Here is a 21,254-nt window from a genome sequence, read left to right as displayed (position 1 = left end):
TCAATTGAGCGGCACAGCCTGACAATGAGTTGGTATGTGGCTCGTCAGGATTGTGAATCCTTCTCCAACTAAAAAGTGAATCCACTGATTGTTTCAGGACATCCACTTTTTGTGTAATGCATCTGTGACTATTCGCCCGCGTGTTATTGCGGGCTTTTTTTTCCATTTATTACAAATCTTTCACACCATCTCAAAAAGTTAAACTATTCTTAAATATGTCATATAACTGAGGCTTAATATTTCACAATTTCGAGTCAGTGACAGGTTCCCTCCACAGAACATAAATGAGGTTATCGTCACAACAAATTGGATATTTATCCGCAATTTTGCCCACAACAACACAAATATCCAAACAAGCCAGTTTCATCTGCATTTTCCACCATCATAATCACAACTTTCAGGCTGGGAAAACGTATAATTTGCAGTGCTTGCTAAACATAAGGATGACTGTATGAGACTGTTTAAGCGCTATACACCAGGTATGATTGCTAAACACATTAGCCGGTTATTTAAGGGAAGGATTTACATATACGGGGTTGGAAAGTTTGAGTTTGATAATGGTAAACTCATCTTGCCAGAAAAAGCGAAGCGCAAACATTTTAGAGCGGTTAAAGAGATTAACCAAGAAGTCATGAAACTTCGCTGTGCTTACGCATAGTTCAAATTTTTTAGGGTTGGCACTGCCAACCCTTTTGCATTTATATGACTTGTGAAGTGTGTTTCATGTGCTGAGCCAACTCAGGCAAGTTGCCCTTTAACCCAAGAGCACGTTTCATGATTTCATCTTTTGCCCCAGGTAGTTGCCCTGCCAGCTTCATGCCAATACCACGAATCAGTTTTTTCGCCGGATTATTACCTTCAAACAGATCTTTAAATCCTTGCATAGCCGCAATCATCTTTGCCGCTTCTGACTTTCTCCAGCGCTCGTAGCTACGCAAATTACGCTTGCTGCCAATATCTTCCCCTTGCTGCCACAGTTGAATCACTTCCTGAGCCAAGCTTGCAGCATCGAGTAAACCGAGGTTAACACCTTGGCCTGCAAGTGGGTGAATTGTATGAGCAGCGTCACCGACCAAGGCAACCCTGTCGGTCACAAAGTCACGTGCGTAACGCATACGTAGAGGAAAAGCAAAACGCTCACCTTCGACTTTACATAGCCCTAAGCGATTATCGAATTCTGCAGTCAACGCCTTATTGAACTCGCCATCTGACATATTGATCAGGCGTTCTGCTCGATTGGGCTCAGTCGACCAGACAATAGAACTGAGGTTATCTTCACCCAATGGTAGAAAAGCAAGCGGGCCTTGTGGAGTAAACACCTGACGAGCAACACGTTGATGATCTTCTTTAGTACGAATATTGGCAACAATCGCGCTATGACCATAATCCCAATGTGTAAGTGGAATATCTTGCTGCTTACGAACCCAAGAATTTGCACCATCGGCACCCACAACCAGCTTCGCCGTTAACGCTTGACCACTATCCAAAGTTAACCAAGCTTCGCTTTCGCCTATCGCCATTGACGCACACTTCTCTGGCATCAACAAAGTCACATTGCTTTGCTGCTTGACCTGTTCAAGAAGGGCAAGTTGAATAACGCGGTTTTCAACAATATGACCTAGGTCTGGCTGCGCCAACCGCTGAGCTTCAAATTCAATCCGGGCAAAGCTATCTTGCTCCCACACTTCCATCGCCTGATAAGGTGCCGCTCTACGCTGAGTAATTCCCTGCCAAGCATTCAAATTTCTCAACACGATTTCACTCGAACGACTTAACGCAGATACACGAACATCGGGCAACTCATTCAGTTCGCTCTCTGGGGCTCGACTTTCAATTACCGCAATCCGCAATTCAGTATCTTTGAACGCAGCCGCGAGCGCTAAGCCAACCATACCACCGCCGACAATGGCGATATCTACACTTTGCATCATATGCCTATATCCTTTCCAGCGCCTCTAACGAGCCACTAAACCTAATGTTCGCCTTAATAACGGGGTCTTGAGTAGCGGTAAATTATCCATACTGAATAACCCTAAATTGCGTCCTATACGCAACGACAGATAGTCATTTGAGAAGATGTGCACTAACGCCGACGTCATCGCGATGGTGGCATCACGATCCTCGCTGCGAGCAACCTTAAATTGCTTAAGAGTATGATAACTACCAGGGTCTTGACTTGCGCCAGCGATACATTCAGCCAAAGTCGCGACATCGCGAATGCCCAAGTTAAACCCTTGCCCAGCAATCGGGTGCAAGGTCTGCGCAGCATTACCAACAATGGCAAATCGGTGCGAAATGTTTTGTTTACGGTAACGCAGCAACAAGGGATAACTCGCACGTTGGCCTGTCTGATGTAATTTCCCTAACCGCCAACCAAAGGCACTTTGCAACTCAGATAAGAACTGCTCGTCGCTTTCAGCAATGATTTGTTTGGCACGTTCCGGGGTGAGGCACCAAACCAAGGACATACGCCCCTGCGACATTGGCAACAACGCTAGTGGTCCTTGTTCAGTAAAACGTTCAAACGCGCGTCCTTGATGAGGAACTTGAGTTGTAATGTTGGCGATGACAGCCACCTGCTCAAAGTCATGCTCACTCAGTTCCATACCCAGTTGTTGACAGCAAGTCGAGATTGCTCCATCAGCGGCAACTAACAGCTTGCCTTCAATACTTTCGCCATCACTTAATTCAATGGTGACTTTTGACTCGCTACGCTGCACTAGCTCCACGGCAGCATGCAACACAGTGATATCGGCGTCGAGCTGGACTTGTTGATGATAGATGCGTCCAACATCGGCCAGTTCAACCACATAACCTAACGCGTCTACGCCCACCTCTTGAGTGCGAATATCAGTCATACCTGCATGTGAACGATCAGAAACATGGATATGTTCAATCGCGGTCGCGACCTTAGCAATCTCTTGCCACAGTTCCAACCGTTTTAAAATCTCGACCGTGCCGTAAGACAAAGCGATTGAGCGAGAATCAAAACCTGGATGAGCTTGATGATCAACTTGGAACGGTTCAATGACGGCGACTGAGAGCGGCTGAGATGACAGCTTGTTAATCGCCAGCGCAAGCGTCATTCCCGCCATCGCGCCACCAGCAATAACTACATCAAACTGCTTCATGACACATTCCTATCAATGAATCGTTGGCGCAGCTGAAGGCTCCGCTTTTCTCTGACCAAATTCAGCATGAATGGTCAAAACACACGCTTTAACGTGCTCAACAACTTGTTCAAGCAATTGCGCTTGTTCTTGCAAATCATCATCTTCATCAATACCCAACTTGGCGATTTCTTCTAAATCGGCCAAGGCTTCTTTGGCATCGTTTGAAGCTTTGTTGAGTGCGGTATTGACCAAGCCTAGCCCTGAAATAAAATGGTTAACCCAATCTGCTAAGCCATCCGCAATATCAAACAAAGTGGCGCTAGCATCTTCATCTGGCAATAAGAGATCGAGTTCCATCTCTGTTCCTGTAAGCTCTGCTACTGTAGCGTCTAACGTCGCCTCTGCTAGCTGTAAGGCCTTCGTCGGCCAGCCCATTCCCTCACTCACATAGTCAAACACCATAGGCTGCCAGCTTTTATCTGTCAGGCTTAAACCACCACTTAACATGCCAGTTAATAATCCATGCAATTCTGCTGGATTCACCGCTAACCCCGCAGACTGTAGTTCGCTAGCAAACGGGAGGTATTCAGGTAATTTTGTTTTGCTCATTGGAATGGCCTAAATCGGTATAAATATCCTCAATCGTATCACTTACCAACGCGAGCGAAAATGAAGGATTGGCAATTGTGAGTAGCTTTTACTCAAATTGCCCAATTACTGTGTTATTGCGCTCTGATTTGTTTTTCCTTGAGTCGAAAAGCTTGAATCTTAATTGGCGTTTTTCTATAGTTTCCTCCTCGGTGATTATCTGCTTTATCACCTTAGGCAACAGATATAGAGTCGATATGAGTAATCAAGCGGTGGAAGTTGAAATCTTAGGCAAACTCACTCGAGTGAACTGTCCTGCGGGGCAAGAAGAGTCGTTAATTAAGGCCGCAGCGCGTCTTGAAGATCGCTTGCAAGATTTATCAGCAAAGACCAAGATTACCAATGAAGTGCAACTTTTGACTTTCGTTGCGTTAAACTTCTGTCATGAGCTTGAGACTCGTGATAGCGATTCAAAGCAGGAACAAGATGCAATGTGTGAGCGAATGGAACTGCTTTCTGCATCACTAGATAAAGCGATAAGTAAAGTTAAGCCAGGACAGCAATAAACCTTTACACCGTCAAGAATTTACCCTGGAGTGTTCGTGAGGGGATTAAGTCCCTGAGCCGATAAGCAATACCAAAGGGTTAGTACTTGATAGCTATTGAGCAAGCTCGGCTCGTACCGAGAAGCCTACGGTTATCTCTGCTGATCCGCCTTGAACCAGCTGGTTCAAGGGTCCATTTCTCCAACGGCACTCTGGGGTATTCCTAACACGATACTCTGCAAACACGGGTAACGTCATGATTCTTTCTCGACAAGACTTTCGTCAAACCATACGCCAAAAGCGTAATCAACTCAGCAGTGATGTTCAACACTTAGCAGGATTGGACTTAATCAAACAATTCGCCACACTGCCCGAACTCAATCACGCTCAGCATATCGCTTTATACCTTACTACCGATGGTGAATTAGAGACCATGCCTCTGATTGAATGGTTATGGCAACAAGGGATACAAACCTATCTGCCCGTCATTCACCCTTTCTCAAAAGGGCACCTGCTCTTTTTACACTACGACCACTCTACCCCAATGGTCCTCAACCGTTACTCAATTGCCGAGCCTAAACTTGAACAAGCTCGCATTCTACCTGTTCGCCAGCTCGATCTCATTTGCACGCCATTGGTCGGATTCGACTCTACGGGTCATCGACTTGGTATGGGCGGTGGATATTACGATCGCACTTTAGAACCTTGGTTTCATACCGGACAAGGCCCCAAACCTATTGGCCTTGCCCACGACTGCCAACATGTCGAGCGTCTGCCCACTGAGTCATGGGATGTCCCTCTACCTAAAATTGTGACCCCAACCAAGATTTGGCAATGGGATTAATTCCCTTATTGAGATTCCTTTGGCATAACTTCAAGTCTCGTAAAGATAAGGCTATAATCGCTCCGCAAACGATATTACTACCGCCTTTAGGAGATGAGCATGACTCAAGATGAAATGAAGAAAGAAGCTGGTTGGGCAGCACTGAAGTATGTTGAAAAAGACAGCATTGTTGGTGTTGGTACGGGCTCAACGGTCAATCACTTCATCGATGCACTAGCAACTATGAAAGATGACATTAAAGGTGCAGTTTCAAGCTCTGAAGCTTCAACAGAAAAACTCAAAGGTCTCGGTATTGAGGTTTTCGACTGTAATGAAGTGGCAAAGCTCGACATTTATGTTGATGGCGCAGACGAAATCAACGCAACTCGCGATATGATTAAAGGTGGTGGCGCAGCACTGACCCGCGAAAAAATCGTTGCTGCTATTTCGGATAAGTTTGTTTGTATTGTCGATAATACCAAAGCGGTCGATGTGCTTGGTCAATTTCCACTACCTGTGGAAGTTATCCCAATGGCACGCTCTTATGTCGCACGTGAGCTTGTCAAACTCGGTGGTGACCCAGCGTACCGTGAAGGCGTCATCACAGACAATGGCAATGTGATTTTAGATGTCCATAATATGCAGATCACAAACCCGAAAGATTTAGAAGATAAGATCAATGCTATTGCTGGCGTTGTGACTGTCGGACTGTTTGCCCATCGCGGTGCGGATATTGTGATTACTGGAACGCCTGAAGGGGCAAAAATCGAAGAATAAGCTCTTCTTTTTTGTTGTTTCATTACAAACGGCGCTATTAGGCGCCGTTTTTTCGTTTTACTCTATAAAAATTATGCCTTATTCCGTAATTTTCTTACCCAAAGTAATTTTTTTTTGATAACTTAGTGGTCAGAAGACGCACAAGGAAAACGTTTGCGTAACATATAACAACGGTAAAAACGTTTGCTTTACCTGCTTTTGCTTAATGTGCGCCCTTTAAGCCCAAATTTCCCCACTTTAAGGAAGAAGACAATGGCCAAAGTTTCACTGGAAAAAGACAAAATTAAAATTCTTTTGCTTGAAGGTCTACACCCATCATCTGTAGAAGTTCTTCAGGCCGCTGGTTACACCAATATTGAATACCATAAAGGCTCGTTGGCAGAAGACGAGTTGCTTGAAGCGGTGAAAGATGTTCACTTTATCGGTATCCGCTCACGCACAAATCTATCTCAAGAAGTGATTGATGCGGCTGAAAAGCTCGTTGCTATCGGCTGTTTCTGTATTGGAACAAACCAAGTTGACCTAAAAGCTGCCGCTGCACGCGGTATTCCAGTATTTAACGCACCGTTTTCAAATACACGTAGTGTCGCTGAACTGGTACTTGGCCAAGTGCTACTACTACTGCGTGGCATTCCAGAGAAAAACGCGCTTGCTCATCGTGGTATTTGGAAAAAAAGTGCAGACAACTCTTACGAAGCTCGCGGTAAGCGCCTAGGCATTATCGGCTATGGCCACATTGGTACCCAGCTCGGTATTATTGCCGAAAACCTTGGTATGCGTGTTTACTTCTACGATATCGAGAACAAACTCTCGCTCGGTAACGCGACTCAAGTGCATACTATGAGTGAGCTGCTTAACAAATGTGATGTCATTTCACTCCACGTACCGGAAACGGCAGGGACGAAAAACATGATGGGTGCAGAAGAATTTGCCCGCATGAAGCCAGGTTCAATTTTCATTAACGCCGCACGCGGTACTGTAGTTGATATTGAAGCACTGTGTCACAGCCTTGAGTCTGGTCACCTTGCCGGTGCAGCGATAGACGTGTTCCCAACCGAGCCAAAAACCAATGCGGATCCGTTTGAGTCCCCGTTACAGAAATTCGATAACGTCATCTTGACACCGCACGTTGGTGGTTCAACACAAGAAGCACAAGAAAACATTGGTGTTGAAGTTGCAGGCAAACTTGCTAAATACTCAGACAACGGTTCTACGCTATCAAGTGTTAACTTCCCTGAGGTATCTTTGCCTGAGCACCGCGATTGTTCGCGCCTGCTGCACATCCACCAAAACCGTCCAGGTATCTTGACCCAAATTAACACCATCTTTGCTGAAGAAGGCATCAACATCGCGGCTCAATACCTGCAAACTGCGGCAGACTTCGGTTATGTGGTAATCGATGTCGAGACAGAGCGTTCGCAAGAAGCGCTAGACAAACTGAAAAGCATTGAAGGCACCATTCGCGCTCGAATCCTTCACTAATTAGCAGTCCTAAATGCAAAAAACCACCGACAAATCGGTGGTTTTTTTATCAGAAACGTTGTGAATTAAGGCTTCAAGGCGCGTTCACCACGCGCAATGCCAACCACGCCACTGCGTGCGACTTCAATCACTTCGGTTACTTCAGAGATGGCTTGTATAAACGCATCAAGCTTTTCACTAGTTCCAGCCATTTGTACCGTGTACTGGGAAGCCGTCACATCAACAATTTGACCACGGAAAATGTCAGCAGTACGTTTTACTTCTGCGCGAGAAAAACCGCTGGCTTTCACTTTGACCATCATCAGCTCACGTTCAATGTGGTCTAGCTCTGTGACTTCTTGCACTTTAAGAACATCAATAAGCTTGTTCAATTGCTTTTGAATCTGCTCAAGCTCCATATCATCTGAAATAGTGGTGATATTGAGACGAGACAGAGTTTCGTCATCCGTTGGCGAAACCGTCAAAGACTCAATGTTGTAGGCACGTTGAGAGAACAGACCCACAACACGAGAAAGCGCACCGGGTTGGTTTTCCAGTAGTAGTGAAATAATGTGTCTCATATTAAGTTCTCTCCGTTTTGCTTAGCCACATTTTGTCCATACCCTCGCCTTTAATTTGCATTGGGTAAACATGCTCAGTTTCGTCTACATTGATATCAACAAACACTAAGCGATCTTTCATATCTAATGCTTGTTTCAAACCAGACTCCAGTTGATCTGGAGACTCAATACGAATACCCACATGCCCATATGCTTCTGCGATAGCTGCAAAATCAGGAACAGAACTCATGTACGAGTTAGAATGGCGTCCTTGGTAAATAATGTCTTGCCACTGTTTTACCATACCAAGGAAGCGGTTATTTAGATTAATAATCTTAACCGGGATGTCATATTGCAGCGCTGTCGATAGCTCCTGAATATTCATCTGAATACTGCCATCGCCAGTCACGACAACCACTTCTTCATCCGGTTTAGCGAATTTAACCCCCATACCTGCAGGTAAACCAAAGCCCATGGTGCCAAGACCACCAGAATTAATCCAACGGCGCGGTTTATTGAATGGGTAGTAAAGCGCGGCAAACATTTGGTGCTGACCAACATCCGATGCAACATACGCATCACCATTGGTAAGCTTGTGTAGCGTTTCAATTACTTGCTGAGGCTTAATCCGCTCAGGTGAGGTTTCATAAGATAGACACTGACGATCACGCCAAACTTGAATTTCATCCCACCAGCGATTGAGTGCCTCTTGATCATTTGTGCTTCCCTGCTCTTCCAGCAGATTAAGCATGCTCTCAAGCACTTTTTCTGCAGAGCCAACAATCGGCAGATCCGCCTTAACATTCTTTGAAATCGAAGATGGGTCGATATCAATATGCATCACTTTCGCATCTGGACAGTACTTTTCTAAGTTGTTGGTTGTTCTGTCATCAAAGCGAACGCCGACACCAAAAATTAAATCTGCATTGTGCATTGCCATGTTAGCTTCATACACACCGTGCATGCCTAACATACCTAAGGCGTTCTTATGCGTACCGGGAAAAGCACCTAACCCCATCAATGTACTAACAACAGGTAAGTTTAATGCTTCAGCCAATTTAGTGAGATGTTGCTCAGCTTCAGAAATAACCGCACCGCCGCCAACGTACAGTACGGGCTTTTTCGCTTCAAGGAGTGCTTTTAAGCCTTTCTTAATTTGCCCTTTGTGGCCTGTGGTTGTTGGCTTGTACGAGCGCATCGCCAGAGACTGTGGATATTCATAAGGCAGCTTGATCTGAGGATTCATCACGTCCTTAGGTAAATCGATCAACACAGGACCAGGGCGGCCAGTTGTTGCGATGTAGAAAGCTTTCTTGACGGTTTCAGGAATATCTTCCGCTTTCTTAACTAAGAAGCTATGTTTCACAACCGGACGAGAGACACCAACGATGTCACACTCTTGGAATGCATCGTTACCAATCATGTTATTTGGCACGTTGCCAGAGATAACGATCATTGGGATCGAGTCCATGTACGCCGTTGCGATACCAGTAATGGTATTGGTCGCGCCGGGACCGGAACAGACAAGCACAACACCTGGATTGCCTGTTGCACGTGCGTAGCCATCGGCCATGTGAGTTGCGGCTTGTTCATGACGAACAAGGACATGTTTGATTTGATCTGTTTTGGCGTGAAGCGCATCGTAAATATCAAGAACAGAACCTCCAGGGTAGCCAAAGATCTGTTCAACGCCTTCTTCGATCAGAGATTGCACAACCATCTCTGCACCGGACAACATTGCTGCCATATTTTTCTCCTTAACCAGTTTGCCTTTACGTAAGGTCAACGCAACGGGCTGGTTTTTCATAGTCTAGGTCTTATTCGTAGCCTAATACGAAATACATCCACTTTTTCGGCTATGTCTTGCTCACAGGTAACATAAAGCAAGGTCACGCAACAAATGTAACGTTTTCTTAGCAACGGGTCTAATGCGACCTTGCTCTCAATTTAAACAATATCCTCTTCATCAACATCAGACAATAAATACTGGCTACCACCAGAGCAAACCACAATTTAATTCACCTTAAAAACATAAAAATTTGGTAGATAATATTGTTAATATGCACATACCGCTCCCCAATTAAAAGCAAAGTAAGTGAGCAATAAGCATAAAAAAATCCCTCAGAAAGTGAACTCACTCTTTGAGGGATTTTTAAACAGTTGAGAAATTTACTTAGGGAAAAGCTACTTCTTCTCTACCTTATCATTGTACATTTCTTCGATTTCATCCTGATATTTGTCGTTAATCACCTTACGACGCAGTTTCTGCGTTGGCGTTAACTCACCATCATCCATAGAAAACGCTTTAGGCAACAGTTTAAACTTCTTAACCTGTTCAAACTTCGCCAGTTCTTTTTGCAGATCGTTAACACGTTTTTCCAACATCTCTACAATCTGGTGATGTTTGATAAGCTCGACTCGATCGTGATATTTGATGTTCAGTTCTTTGGCATACTCTTCCAACGAGTCATAACAAGGCACAATCAATGCAGAAACGAACTTGCGTGTATCAGCAATCACAGCAATCTGCTCGATAAAGTGATCTTTACCGATCGCGCCTTCGATCATCTGTGGTGCAATATATTTACCACCGGATGTTTTCATCAGCTCTTTGATTCGATCGGTAATAAACAAATTGCCATTCTCATCAATATGGCCCGCATCACCCGTTTTTAAGAAGCCATGTTCATCAAAAGTCTTAGCAGTTTCTTCGGGCATCTTGTAATAACCACGCATCACCATCGGGCCACGAACTAAGATTTCGTTGTTCTCACCAATTTTAACTTGTGCGCCTGGCATCGCCATACCGATAGAGTCAGGGTTAAAACACTTGTCATCCCAACATGATACGGTCGCTGTGGTTTCAGTCATCCCATAGCCAAGCTTAACGTTTATACCTATAGCGTGAAAAAAGCGGCCTATGGTTTCATCTAACTTAGCACCACCACATGGCATAAAATTGATTTTCCCACCGAGCAGAGCGCGCAGTTTAGATAACACTAATTTGTCAGCCAGAGCGTAAGACTTTTTCAACACCAGTGAAGGTTTACGACCTTCTTGGTGACACACAGCCATTTTCGCCCCCATATTGACCGCGCAAGTAAACAATACTTTGCGAATGAAAGGCGCCTTGGCGACTTTTTCATGGATAGCTGAAAAGATCTTCTCGTAGAAACGGGGGACCGCACACATCACTGTCGGGCGAACTTCGCTCAACGCATCACGAACTTGCATCGTGTCTTGCAGGTAGCAGTTTGTCGCACCTTTATACAACACATAAAATGTCCAAGCTCGCTCAAACACATGCGATAGAGGCAAGAAACAGAGTGATACATCCGATTGCGACAAGCTAAGGCGATGGTCATGCCCTTCTAGCTGCGCACCAATATTGGCGTAGTCCAACATAACACCTTTTGGCTGACCTGTGGTACCTGATGTATAAATCAGGGTGAGCAAATCGTCGAGATTGGCTTGATCGAGACGAGTATCTAGCTCTTGCTTGTGCTGGCTGTCAATGTTGGTGATAAAACCTTGCCAACTGATCGCAAACGGGTGTTCGCCAACATCAATTTCATCGGACATAGCAACAATCAGTTCAAGCTGTTCGCACTGATCAAAAATCGATACTGCAGCATCAAATTGAGCTTGCTCACCGACGAACAGCACACGTACGTCTGCATTTTGCACAATATAAGCCGATTGAGCGGCTGTATTGGTCGGGTAAATGGGCACCGTCACCGCACGGATTTGCAATGCTGCAAAATCAGCGACCGTCCACTGAGGCATATTGTTAGAAAAAATCCCGATTTTATCCTGAACTCTGATCCCTTGAGCCAAAAGAGCAAGTGACAAAGCATCCACTTGCTGACCAAATTGCTTCCAGCTAATGCCATGCCAAACATTGCCTACTTTATACTTAAGTGCAATGCGATCATTGCCCTTTGCAATCTGGTCACGAATACGTTTTACGATATGAAAATCTAGGTTGGCCATCTTTACTACCTTTAGCTTACACCTGTAAGCCTTACTCAGCGCACAAGTGTACACATTTAGGGTTTAAAAAGACAATTGATGGGTATCAAAGTTATCAACATAAATGTAAAAAAGCCTTGAATGGTATCGACCAGTCAAGGCTTTTAAACTCGGTTGATGAAGAAATTATGCGAGTGCGACAACTTCACCACAAATCACCATCAATTGATCACGTAACCAGATGTGACCTTTATCTTTCTCACTTGATTCATGCCAGCTTAGATAACCGTTGATTTTGCTGTTCTCGAATGGGAAGTCGATCACTTGTAGTTGATCTTTATTCGCAGCGTTTTCTACCATCCAACGCGGTGCAATGGTAACCAGTTTAGACTGACCAACTACGTAAAGTACGTTACTTAAGCTTGTGCCTTCGTAATAGGCTTGTACATCAAGATTGCGGTAAGCTTGCTCAGAGAAGCTGCGCTGGCCATGAACTTTCGATAGTTTGGCATGACGCTCGCGTAACAACATGTCTGGTGTTACAAGATCCTGAATACGTGGGTGCGCTTTAGAAGCAACGACCACTAATTCATCTTGGAAAATTTCAGTGCTTGAAAACCCTTGCTCATCAAAACGTGCATAATCGATAACAAAGTCGATTTCTTGATAGCGCATACGCTCTGCAAGATGGCGATCAAACTCTGCGTCAAGGTGAAGCTGAACGTTCGGTGCAAGTTCATGAATCGTCGCCATGATTTTCGGAGCAAAACGCATATCACACGGGCTACAAATCGCCAATTTAAACAAGCGAGTTGACGTCTCTGGCGAGAAAACTGAGCTTGGTAATTCATTGCGAATCAGTTGCAGTGCTTGACGAACCGGGCCAAACAGTTGGCGTGCACGCTGAGTAGGCTGAATACCGCGCCCCTGACGCATAAACAGTTCATCGTTAAACATCACTTTAAGACGAGCAACCGCGTTACTAACTGCTGGTTGTGACATACCTAAATTGTGCGCTGCGCGAGTAATGTTTTGCTCTTGCATAACAGCATCAAACACAGTCAATAGGTTTAAATCTACTCCTCTTAACGTACTTTCCATGCGGTAGCTTGCGATAGCACTCATAGACTCTCTTTTGTCGATCATTGGATATGCCTCTTTAAATTCGTCAGCGTAAATAGTTGTTAATTTGAAATTTGAGCTACGAATAGATAACCCATTTCTCGCCTCATCTTTTGTATTTATCTGTTAGATGTTTATCAGCGAGCCATCACTATCGACGATTCATTCAGCAATTAGCAATTAGATTGACAATTAATCAGTATTTTTTACCCAGAACCAATATTACCCTTTATATTACAGATAGTTATGATAAGTATAAAAAAACATAAAAGCGCGTTATTCGTGCTTAGTCATAGATATTTTGAATAGAAGGGTTAAATTTACTGCCAGTACAAGACATGTTTTTTAACTATAATTATGACACGCAAACCAAAAACAGCATCAATAAGTGATGCTGTTGAACGAAGTGAAAAGTGGTCGACTAAAGATTGGTAACATAGCTTGGAAAGTCGACCTTTTCCCATAGGTGTTCCGTCAGTGTTGATTTGTCTTCCCAGTTGCCTTGTTTAATCCAATCAACAATTGCCTTAGCAACATCTGGATAATTCACACTTTCAGCACTCGACTCATCAAGCCACTTTCTCACTACCGAGGCATCCAAAATTTCCATGCACGTCGCAAGGCCTAAATCTTCCAGTGTTGCGACATTGCTCACCTGTTCAAACTGACCAGTCAAAGGTTTAAGAAGCAACTTCTTACCTAGCGTCAGGGCTTCTGATGGCAGCTCAAAGCCACCATTGGCAATCACACCTTTGCATCGGTTGAGATGTAATTGAAACGACTGTAACCCGAGCGGCATAAACTCAATATTATCGATAACCTTAGGTTCGATAATCTCTGGGTGATAGCAAACAAAGTGTTGAGAGGTAAACCTCAACAATAACTCAGTAATGTCGGCTATGCTTTCAAACGGAAGATAGACCAGCACAAACGCTTCTTCCGTTGCCTCAGCCTTATGGGTGTGAACAATCGGTGGCAAGATTGGCTGATCAAAATGGTACCAGTGCAACCCAATATGATGATCTGCGGGTGCGAAATAGTGTATGACTTGCTTATCTAACCAGCTCGCCCCTTTGAGCGGCACCGAATAACGAAATGCGTTCTGATGGCTAATACTGATCGATGGCACCCCTTGCTGTTTGGATGCCCATGCAGAAACTGGCTCAAAGTCATTAAGCACTAAATCATAGTGTGACAAATCCAGTTGATTCACATCTTGCCAAAACTGGACTAAGTTGTTGGAAGTGCAAGTTTTGAAGTAATTAACTTTGCCTTTATCTGTGGCAAATGAAAGTCCACGACGCGTTTGATAAGCCCCAAACTGCTCCATCGAAAAATATTTACTTTGTTCTCGCCCAGTGAACAAGTAATCAACCTCTAATCCAGCTTCAGCTAAGCATTTCGCCATCGCCCGAGCACGTGCGATATGACCATTCCCCGTTCCTTGAACACCATAGAGGATTTTCATCGTTTAACTCCCTACGATTCCAAGCGCGGCTTGGGCACTCAAGATACCCAACAATGCCCCAAGCAACACATCCGTTAAAAAGTGAACGCCAAGCAAAATACGCGAGCTCGCAATTAACGCCGCCCAAACAAAGGCAAATAGCTGTAACTCAGCAAAATAGAATCCCGTTACCGTTGCCATAAGAAAAGCAGCCGCGGTATGACCAGAAGGCAAACTGTATCTATCTGACGGTGTAATGAACGAGGTGACTAAATCTGAAAGCTCTTCTGGTCGACGACGCTTAAAAAGGTTTTTCGCCAGCCAGTAGATAGGGAGTTCAATGGCAAACGCCAATAGACCCACGAGCAGAAATAGTTTTCCTTCATCTCCTGCAGTCAAATAAGCAAGTAGTCCTATACCTGCATATAAGTGCCCATCCCCGGTATGCGACACCGCTTTACTCATTCGAGATAACGGATGAGTAAACTTGTGCTGCAAACAAAATAGAGAAAACGCCAGATCAAACTTGGCAATTGGTTCTATTGAACGCATTACCGACTCCTTTTTTGACGGTACTGGGCTCACGTTAACTGTGATTGGTGACAGCTTGGTGAAAGTTTGGCGCAATTTCGGTTACATGCTGGCCTTCAATACCCTTATTGATGTTTTCTATAAACAACAGCGAAACAATAGATATTTCATTGAGTAATCCCCGTAACAGCGCTGACCTGAATAAAAAAACAACTTTAGGGTTGACGTTGCTCTTTGAGTGCGGTACTAATTTGTTAACTTAAATATGTGGATTATGTAACGCCCGTATAGGAACCGTTAACAATGATGAACCATTTTTCTCTCCTGCTGAGCCTCCTCCTTATCGTGACCAATTCGCGCGGGTAGGCTGTGGAAGAAAAATAACCACACAGAATTACACTAAACCCGCACTCAGATGCGGGTTTTTTTATACCTAGCGGTTTATTGCTAAGTAATGGAAATAGACGATTAACAGGTGCAATAAGCATCAAATCACTAAGGAAGCGAACATGAACGATCAAGTCATTATTTTCGACACCACTTTGCGTGATGGCGAACAAGCGTTGTCAGCAAGCTTGACGGTTAAAGAAAAACTGCAAATTGCCTATGCGCTTGAAAGACTCGGCGTTGATGTCATTGAAGCTGGCTTCCCTATTTCATCACCTGGTGATTTTGAGTCAGTCCAAACCATCGCTAAGAATGTTAAAAACAGCCGTATTTGTGCTCTTTCGCGTGCCGTTGCAAAAGATATCGATGCTGCGGCAGAAGCGTTAAAAGTCGCAGACCAGTTCCGTATCCATACTTTCTTAGCGACCTCTACTATTCACGTGCAAGACAAACTTCGCCGCAGCTACGATGATGTTGTTGAAATGGCAGTAAATGCCGTCAAGCATGCACGTAACTACACAGATGATGTAGAATTTTCATGTGAAGACGCAGGACGTACGCCTATCGACAATCTATGTCGTATGGTGGAAGCCGCGATCAATGCAGGTGCAACGACAGTTAACATTCCTGACACGGTTGGCTATACCGTACCAAGTGAGTTTGGCGGCATTATCCAGACTCTGTTCAACCGAGTACCCAATATTGATAAAGCGGTAATTTCGGTTCACTGTCATGATGACTTAGGCATGTCAGTCGCAAACTCCATTGCTGCGGTCCAAGCTGGCGCACGCCAGATTGAGGGAACAATCAATGGTATCGGTGAACGTGCTGGTAACTGCTCGCTAGAAGAGATTGCGATGATCATTAAAACTCGTCAAGAGTTTTTAGGCGTTCACACAGGTTTGAAGCATGATGAAATTCATCGCACCAGTAAGCTGGTCAGCCAGTTGTGTAATATGCCGATTCAAAGCAATAAAGCCATTGTCGGTGCTAACGCTTTCAGCCACTCTTCAGGCATTCACCAAGATGGCATGCTAAAGAACAAAAACACCTATGAAATAATGACTCCTGAGTCTATTGGCCTTAAGAATCAAGCGCTCAACCTAACCAGTCGTAGTGGTCGTGCGGCGGTGAAGAGTCATATGGATACCATGGGCTATAACGAAGATGAGTACAACCTAGACGCACTGTACGAAGATTTCTTGAAACTAGCTGACCGCAAAGGTCAAGTGTTTGACTACGACCTAGAAGCCTTAATGCACTTCTCGAACCTTCGCGAAGAAGATGATTTCTACAAACTGAACTACCTAAGTGTGCAATCAGGTAGTGTTATGGCTACTACAAGTATCAAGCTACTATGTGGTGATGAAGAGAAATGTGAAGCGGCGGTAGGTAATGGGCCAGTCGATGCACTTTATCAGTGTATCTATCGCTTAACGGGATATGATATTGTGCTAGATAAGTTTGATTTAACGGCGAAAGGCGAAGGTGAAGACGGTTTAGGTCAAGCCGATATCATTGCTAACTACAAAGGTAGAAAATACCATGGAACTGGTGTCTCTACCGATATTGTCGAAGCGTCAGGCCAAGCACTATTGCATGTAATCAATAGCATTCATCGCGCGGATAAGATTGCAGAAATCAAACAGAAAAAAATTGCAACAGTATAAAGATAAAAGACTCAAGGGACGCGAGTCGTCCCTTGAGAAAAATATAAAAAGATTCAAGGATTAACATGACAGACAAATCTTACAAAATTGCCATCCTTCCTGGTGATGGTATTGGCCCAGAAGTCATGGCTCAGGCACACAAGGTGCTCGACGCTATAGAAAAGAAACACGGTATTGAATTTGCTCGTGACGAGCATGATGTGGGGGGTATCGCTATTGATAATCACGGCTGCCCACTACCCGACAGCACAGTCAAAGCGTGTGAAGAATCAGACGCAGTACTATTTGGCTCAGTTGGCGGCCCTAAATGGGAGCATCTACCGCCAAACGACCAACCAGAACGTGGCGCGCTACTGCCACTGCGTAAGCATTTCCAACTATTCTGTAACCTGCGCCCAGCTCAAATCCATAAAGGCTTAGAAGCATTCTCACCTTTGCGCGCCGATATTTCAGAGAAAGGGTTTGATATTGTTGTGGTTCGCGAGTTAACTGGTGGGATCTACTTCGGTCAACCCAAAGGACGTGAAGGCGAAGGCGCAAATGAAAAAGCTTTCGATACCGAGGTTTATCACCGTTTCGAAATCGAGCGTATTGCAAAGATTGCCTTTGAATCTGCTCGTCTACGTCGCAAGAAAGTCTGCTCTATCGATAAAGCCAACGTACTGCAAAGTTCAATTCTATGGCGTGAAGTGGTTGAAGAGATCGCGAAAGACTACCCGGATGTTGAACTATCACATATGTATATTGACAACGCGACTATGCAGTTGATCAAAGATCCTTCTCAATTTGATGTCATGCTTTGTTCCAACATCTTCGGCGACATCATCTCAGATGAGTGTGCCATGATCACTGGCTCTATGGGCATGCTGCCATCGGCTTCTCTCAACGAAAGTAAATTTGGCCTGTACGAACCAGCAGGCGGCAGTGCACCGGATATTGCTGGCAAAAACATTGCGAACCCTGTAGCTCAAATCTTGTCGGCAGCCCTCATGCTTCGTTACAGCTTAGGCGAAGAAGAGGCAGCACAAGACATTGAAACTGCGGTTTCTAAAGCACTCTCGGCAGGCGAATTAACAGGCGACCTTTCTGGAGACAAGCCTGCGCTTTCGACCTCTGAAATGGGCGACAAGATCGCTGAGTACATTTTAAATTCTTAATCAATTAATAATAATTATTTGCTCCCGACAAGCCGTTGTTGGGAGTCTCACACAGGAATGTGATGATGGGCAAAACACTATACGAAAAAGTCTACGACGCACACGTTGCGGTAGCCGCTGAAGGCGAGAACCCGATTTTATACATCGACCGCCACCTAGTGCATGAAGTTACCTCGCCGCAGGCTTTTGATGGTTTACGCGAGAAAGGCCGCAAAGTTCGCCAAGTCAGCAAGACTTTTGCGACCATGGACCACAATGTTTCGACGCAAACGAAAGACATCAACGCATCTGGTGAGATGGCGCGTATCCAAATGGAAACGCTATCAAAAAACTGCCAAGAGTTTGGTGTGACTCTTTACGACATTAACCACAAATATCAAGGTATTGTGCACGTTATGGGGCCTGAGTTAGGCATTACTCTACCGGGTATGACCATTGTGTGTGGTGACTCACATACCGCAACCCATGGTGCATTCGGCTCTTTAGCATTTGGTATTGGTACTTCTGAAGTTGAGCACGTTCTTGCGACACAAACGCTGAAACAAGCTCGCGCCAAAACAATGAAGATCGAAGTTAAAGGCAAGGTTGCTCCGGGTATCACAGCCAAAGACATTGTATTAGCCATTATCGGCAAAACAACGGCGGCGGGCGGCACTGGCTATGTGGTCGAGTTCTGTGGCGAAGCCATTACCGATCTCACGATGGAAGGTCGTATGACGGTGTGTAATATGGCAATTGAATTAGGCGCGAAAGCGGGTCTAATCGCACCAGATGAAACCACCTTCGAATACATCAAAGGCCGTAAGTTTGCGCCTCAAGGCCAAGACCTAGAAGCTGCAATCGAATACTGGCAAACACTAAAAACAGATGACGATGCCGAGTTTGATGCTGTTGTTACTCTGAACGCCGCAGATATCAAACCACAAGTCACTTGGGGCACCAACCCAGGTCAGGTTATCGCCGTTGATGAGCCAATTCCTAGCCCAGAAAACTTTTCTGATCCAGTAGAGAAGGCTTCTGCAGAAAAAGCATTGGCTTATATGGGTCTAGAGGCGGGCAAAGCACTATCAGACTACAAAGTAGACAAAGTCTTCGTCGGCTCTTGTACTAACTCACGTATCGAAGATATGCGCGCAGCAGCGGCGGTAGCGAAAGGTCGTAAAGTAGCTGATAACGTACAAGCGCTTATTGTTCCTGGCTCTGAGCAAGTAAAAGCACAAGCAGAAGCCGAAGGCTTGGATGCGATCTTTAAAGACGCAGGCTTTGAATGGCGTCTACCAGGTTGTTCTATGTGTCTCGCGATGAATAATGACCGCCTAGGTCCACATGAGCGCTGCGCATCGACCTCAAACCGTAACTTTGAAGGACGCCAAGGTCGTGATGGTCGTACCCATCTAGTGAGCCCAGCGATGGCAGCCGCCGCTGCAATTGCGGGCCACTTTGTTGATATTCGTGAGTTGGATTAAGGAGAGAAACACATGTCAGGTTTTAAACAACACACAGGCTTAGTTGTTCCTCTAGATGCAGCGAACGTTGATACCGATGCCATTATCCCTAAGCAGTTCCTACAAAAGGTTTCTCGTCTAGGCTTCGGTAAACACCTATTCCACGACTGGCGCTTCCTTGATGATGCAGGAGAGCAACCCAATCCTGAGTTTGTCATGAATGTTCCGCGTTACCAAGGCGCTTCAATCTTGCTAGCTCGTGAAAACTTTGGTTGTGGTTCATCTCGTGAACACGCACCTTGGGCGCTGGCTGATTACGGTATTAAAGCCATGATTGCTCCAAGCTTTGCCGATATTTTCTACGGTAACTCGATCAACAACCAGATGGTTCCTGTTCGCCTAACCGAACAAGAAGTTGATGAGATTTTCCAATTTGTTGAAGCCAACGAAGGCGCAGAGGTAGAAGTCGACCTTGAAGCAAACAAAGTAAGAGCGAATGGCAAGGAGTACTCATTTGAAATAGATGAGTTCCGTCGCCATTGCCTACTCAACGGTTTAGACAATATTGGCCTAACGCTGCAACACGAAGATAAAATTGCCGCCTATGAAGCAGACATCCCAAGCTTCCTTAAATAGATAGAGCTAGTAATTTGACAGATGAAAGGTTGGCCTCGGCTAACCTTTTTTGTTTGCGGCGAAACAAACTCTCTGTTAGGAAGGTCTAGTTGTGAAAGCAATTTCTATTAAAAGGCTTAAGCTAATGACACGCATCGTTACTTTGTTACTCACTTTTATATCTTTTCATATTGTCGCTGCACCAAAATCCGATCTCTGGCCTTTTTGGCATTCATCAAACTCAAGTAATAGCGCGACAATTTCGCACCAAGAGTGGCAGTCATTTCTCGACAGCTATTTGATCAAAGATGGCGACTATACGTTAGTTAAATACGCTTCCGTCTCTCACCAAGACAAGCTTAAGTTAAATCAGTATATTGATTCACTTTCAAAGATTGATCCGAGAGCTTACTCCTCAAGAGAACAGTATGCTTATTGGGTCAACCTGTATAATGCGATTACTGTCCAACTGATATTGAATGCCTATCCAATCGAATCCATTACTAAGCTCGGTGGTTTATTTAGCTTTGGACCTTGGGAAGATGGTGTCATTAAAGTCGCAGGCAAAGATCTAAGCCTTAATGATATTGAACACAGAATTCTTCGCCCAATCTGGAACGATCCTAGAACGCATTACGCGGTTAACTGCGCAAGTCTTGGTTGCCCCAACTTACAAAGCCAAGCTTTCACCGCCGAAAATACTGAGCAGCTACTAGATAAAGCCGCAAAGGAGTTCATCAATAGCGATAAGGGCGTACTTCTATCAAATGGTAAGACTCAGCTGTCATCGATCTATGACTGGTTTGCCGATGACTTTGGTAACAAACAAGGGTTAGTTCAACACCTAGCTAAATATCGCCCTGAGCTATCGAGCCTAAGTGGCAAGTTTAGTTATGAATATGATTGGGACTTGAACGAAAAATAGAGGCAAGCTCGTTCTACACTCTCGCATGACGGAGCCGCTCTTGGTGCAAAGCGTTCTAAAATGCAAAAGGCCCGTTACATAAGTAACGGGCTTTTAAATAAGTGGCGGAGCGGACG

At 44.8% G+C, this 21,254-nt stretch carries 19 protein-coding genes and 1 other RNA gene; 11 read left to right on the top strand and 9 right to left on the bottom strand.

Annotated elements, in window-relative coordinates; all coding sequences use genetic code 11:
• Window positions 1–451 precede the first annotated feature (451 nt).
• Window positions 452–658 carry a DUF1107 domain-containing protein gene (locus TW81_RS00250; RefSeq protein WP_045953722.1) on the top strand — a complete coding sequence of 69 codons (207 nt, stop codon included), beginning with the start codon at window positions 452–454 and terminating at the stop codon, window positions 656–658.
• 40 nt (window positions 659–698) lie between these two features.
• On the opposite strand, the gene TW81_RS00245 is transcribed toward TW81_RS00250, so the two are convergent.
• The 3 genes from TW81_RS00245 to TW81_RS00235 are packed head-to-tail and all read right to left on the bottom strand — an operon-like array spanning window position 699 to window position 3,722.
• Window positions 699–1,931 (bottom strand): FAD-dependent 2-octaprenylphenol hydroxylase, encoded by a 1,233-nt coding sequence (locus TW81_RS00245; RefSeq protein ID WP_045953721.1) that lies wholly within the window; start codon window positions 1,929–1,931, stop codon window positions 699–701.
• Window positions 1,932–1,955: 24 nt separating this feature from the next.
• Window positions 1,956–3,131 carry a 2-octaprenyl-6-methoxyphenyl hydroxylase gene (gene ubiH, locus TW81_RS00240; RefSeq protein WP_045953720.1) on the bottom strand — a complete coding sequence of 392 codons (1,176 nt, stop codon included), beginning with the start codon at window positions 3,129–3,131 and terminating at the stop codon, window positions 1,956–1,958.
• Window positions 3,132–3,143: 12 nt separating this feature from the next.
• The gene (locus tag TW81_RS00235) at window positions 3,144–3,722 is read right to left on the bottom strand and encodes a YecA/YgfB family protein (RefSeq protein ID WP_045953719.1); all 579 of its coding nucleotides are present in this window, start codon (window positions 3,720–3,722) and stop codon (window positions 3,144–3,146) included.
• Window positions 3,723–3,958: 236 nt separating this feature from the next.
• Between TW81_RS00235 and TW81_RS00230 the strand changes: the two genes are divergently transcribed.
• From TW81_RS00230 to serA, 5 genes are all read left to right on the top strand, one after another.
• A complete protein-coding gene (locus TW81_RS00230) occupies window positions 3,959–4,267 on the top strand; it encodes a cell division protein ZapA (RefSeq protein ID WP_045953718.1) in 309 nt (102 codons plus the stop codon).
• 19 nt (window positions 4,268–4,286) lie between these two features.
• Window positions 4,287–4,469, top strand: a non-coding RNA gene (gene ssrS / locus TW81_RS18900) — 6S RNA.
• 33 nt (window positions 4,470–4,502) lie between these two features.
• Window positions 4,503–5,090, top strand: a complete 588-nt coding sequence (locus TW81_RS00225) for a 5-formyltetrahydrofolate cyclo-ligase (protein ID WP_045953717.1) — start codon at window positions 4,503–4,505, stop codon at window positions 5,088–5,090.
• 99 nt (window positions 5,091–5,189) lie between these two features.
• Window positions 5,190–5,846: a ribose-5-phosphate isomerase RpiA gene (rpiA, locus tag TW81_RS00220; protein ID WP_045953716.1), complete on the top strand. Its 657-nt coding sequence runs from the start codon at window positions 5,190–5,192 to the stop codon at window positions 5,844–5,846.
• 252 nt (window positions 5,847–6,098) lie between these two features.
• The gene (serA, locus tag TW81_RS00215) at window positions 6,099–7,328 is read left to right on the top strand and encodes a phosphoglycerate dehydrogenase (protein ID WP_045953715.1); all 1,230 of its coding nucleotides are present in this window, start codon (window positions 6,099–6,101) and stop codon (window positions 7,326–7,328) included.
• Between the two features lie 65 nt (window positions 7,329–7,393).
• Here the strand turns inward: serA and ilvN are convergent, their stop codons facing one another.
• The 6 genes from ilvN to TW81_RS00185 all read right to left on the bottom strand — a co-directional run bounded on the left by ilvN (window position 7,394) and on the right by TW81_RS00185 (window position 14,960).
• On the bottom strand, window positions 7,394–7,888 hold the full coding sequence (ilvN, locus tag TW81_RS00210; RefSeq protein ID WP_038174270.1) for an acetolactate synthase small subunit: 495 nt from the start codon (window positions 7,886–7,888) through the stop codon (window positions 7,394–7,396).
• A 1-nt stretch (window position 7,889) separates the two neighbouring features.
• Window positions 7,890–9,614, bottom strand: coding sequence for an acetolactate synthase 3 large subunit (locus tag TW81_RS00205; RefSeq protein ID WP_045953746.1), 1,725 nt, complete (start codon window positions 9,612–9,614; stop codon window positions 7,890–7,892).
• A 437-nt stretch (window positions 9,615–10,051) separates the two neighbouring features.
• Window positions 10,052–11,860: an AMP-dependent synthetase/ligase gene (locus TW81_RS00200; protein WP_045953714.1), complete on the bottom strand. Its 1,809-nt coding sequence runs from the start codon at window positions 11,858–11,860 to the stop codon at window positions 10,052–10,054.
• Window positions 11,861–12,025: 165 nt separating this feature from the next.
• On the bottom strand, window positions 12,026–12,985 hold the full coding sequence (gene leuO, locus TW81_RS00195) for a transcriptional regulator LeuO (protein ID WP_045953713.1): 960 nt from the start codon (window positions 12,983–12,985) through the stop codon (window positions 12,026–12,028).
• Window positions 12,986–13,382: 397 nt separating this feature from the next.
• The gene (locus TW81_RS00190) at window positions 13,383–14,429 is read right to left on the bottom strand and encodes an MJ1255/VC2487 family glycosyltransferase (protein ID WP_045953712.1); all 1,047 of its coding nucleotides are present in this window, start codon (window positions 14,427–14,429) and stop codon (window positions 13,383–13,385) included.
• 3 nt (window positions 14,430–14,432) lie between these two features.
• The gene (locus tag TW81_RS00185; RefSeq protein WP_045953711.1) at window positions 14,433–14,960 is read right to left on the bottom strand and encodes a phosphatase PAP2 family protein; all 528 of its coding nucleotides are present in this window, start codon (window positions 14,958–14,960) and stop codon (window positions 14,433–14,435) included.
• 488 nt (window positions 14,961–15,448) lie between these two features.
• On the opposite strand from TW81_RS00185, the gene leuA reads away from it, so the two are divergent.
• From leuA to TW81_RS00155, 5 genes are all read left to right on the top strand, one after another.
• Window positions 15,449–16,996 (top strand): 2-isopropylmalate synthase, encoded by a 1,548-nt coding sequence (gene leuA, locus TW81_RS00175; RefSeq protein ID WP_045953709.1) that lies wholly within the window; start codon window positions 15,449–15,451, stop codon window positions 16,994–16,996.
• A gap of 65 nt (window positions 16,997–17,061) precedes the next feature.
• Entirely contained in the window at window positions 17,062–18,153 is a 1,092-nt protein-coding gene (gene leuB / locus TW81_RS00170) for a 3-isopropylmalate dehydrogenase (protein WP_045953708.1), read from the top strand.
• A 65-nt stretch (window positions 18,154–18,218) separates the two neighbouring features.
• Window positions 18,219–19,619 carry a 3-isopropylmalate dehydratase large subunit gene (gene leuC, locus TW81_RS00165; RefSeq protein ID WP_045953707.1) on the top strand — a complete coding sequence of 467 codons (1,401 nt, stop codon included), beginning with the start codon at window positions 18,219–18,221 and terminating at the stop codon, window positions 19,617–19,619.
• A 12-nt stretch (window positions 19,620–19,631) separates the two neighbouring features.
• A complete protein-coding gene (gene leuD / locus TW81_RS00160; RefSeq protein ID WP_045953706.1) occupies window positions 19,632–20,234 on the top strand; it encodes a 3-isopropylmalate dehydratase small subunit in 603 nt (200 codons plus the stop codon).
• 124 nt (window positions 20,235–20,358) lie between these two features.
• A complete protein-coding gene (locus tag TW81_RS00155) occupies window positions 20,359–21,138 on the top strand; it encodes a DUF547 domain-containing protein (RefSeq protein ID WP_045953705.1) in 780 nt (259 codons plus the stop codon).
• Window positions 21,139–21,254 lie beyond the last annotated feature (116 nt).

Origin of the sequence: Vibrio galatheae (assembly GCF_000967545.1) — a bacterium.
In the GTDB taxonomy this organism is placed as follows: domain Bacteria; phylum Pseudomonadota; class Gammaproteobacteria; order Enterobacterales; family Vibrionaceae; genus Vibrio; species Vibrio galatheae.
Note: the sequence above shows the minus strand (reverse complement) of the source record. Positions and strands in the feature narration are given on the sequence as shown.

Excerpts from the sequence above, each read along its gene's own strand:
- leuA (WP_045953709.1), top strand. The coding sequence starts at position 15,449 with ATGAACGATCAAGTCATTATTTTCGACACCACTTTGCGTGATGGCGAA.
- TW81_RS00230 (WP_045953718.1), top strand. The coding sequence starts at position 3,959 with ATGAGTAATCAAGCGGTGGAAGTTGAAATCTTAGGCAAACTCACTCGA.
- TW81_RS00200 (WP_045953714.1), bottom strand. The coding sequence starts at position 11,860 with ATGGCCAACCTAGATTTTCATATCGTAAAACGTATTCGTGACCAGATT.
- serA (WP_045953715.1), top strand. The coding sequence starts at position 6,099 with ATGGCCAAAGTTTCACTGGAAAAAGACAAAATTAAAATTCTTTTGCTT.
- leuC (WP_045953707.1), top strand. The coding sequence starts at position 18,219 with ATGGGCAAAACACTATACGAAAAAGTCTACGACGCACACGTTGCGGTA.
- leuB (WP_045953708.1), top strand. The coding sequence starts at position 17,062 with ATGACAGACAAATCTTACAAAATTGCCATCCTTCCTGGTGATGGTATT.
- TW81_RS00225 (WP_045953717.1), top strand. The coding sequence starts at position 4,503 with ATGATTCTTTCTCGACAAGACTTTCGTCAAACCATACGCCAAAAGCGT.
- leuO (WP_045953713.1), bottom strand. The coding sequence starts at position 12,985 with ATGATCGACAAAAGAGAGTCTATGAGTGCTATCGCAAGCTACCGCATG.
- ubiH (WP_045953720.1), bottom strand. The coding sequence starts at position 3,131 with ATGAAGCAGTTTGATGTAGTTATTGCTGGTGGCGCGATGGCGGGAATG.
- leuD (WP_045953706.1), top strand. The coding sequence starts at position 19,632 with ATGTCAGGTTTTAAACAACACACAGGCTTAGTTGTTCCTCTAGATGCA.
- TW81_RS00235 (WP_045953719.1), bottom strand. The coding sequence starts at position 3,722 with ATGAGCAAAACAAAATTACCTGAATACCTCCCGTTTGCTAGCGAACTA.
- TW81_RS00155 (WP_045953705.1), top strand. The coding sequence starts at position 20,359 with ATGACACGCATCGTTACTTTGTTACTCACTTTTATATCTTTTCATATT.
- TW81_RS00190 (WP_045953712.1), bottom strand. The coding sequence starts at position 14,429 with ATGAAAATCCTCTATGGTGTTCAAGGAACGGGGAATGGTCATATCGCA.
- TW81_RS00250 (WP_045953722.1), top strand. The coding sequence starts at position 452 with ATGAGACTGTTTAAGCGCTATACACCAGGTATGATTGCTAAACACATT.
- TW81_RS00185 (WP_045953711.1), bottom strand. The coding sequence starts at position 14,960 with ATGCGTTCAATAGAACCAATTGCCAAGTTTGATCTGGCGTTTTCTCTA.
- rpiA (WP_045953716.1), top strand. The coding sequence starts at position 5,190 with ATGACTCAAGATGAAATGAAGAAAGAAGCTGGTTGGGCAGCACTGAAG.
- TW81_RS00245 (WP_045953721.1), bottom strand. The coding sequence starts at position 1,931 with ATGATGCAAAGTGTAGATATCGCCATTGTCGGCGGTGGTATGGTTGGC.
- ilvN (WP_038174270.1), bottom strand. The coding sequence starts at position 7,888 with ATGAGACACATTATTTCACTACTACTGGAAAACCAACCCGGTGCGCTT.
- TW81_RS00205 (WP_045953746.1), bottom strand. The coding sequence starts at position 9,614 with ATGGCAGCAATGTTGTCCGGTGCAGAGATGGTTGTGCAATCTCTGATC.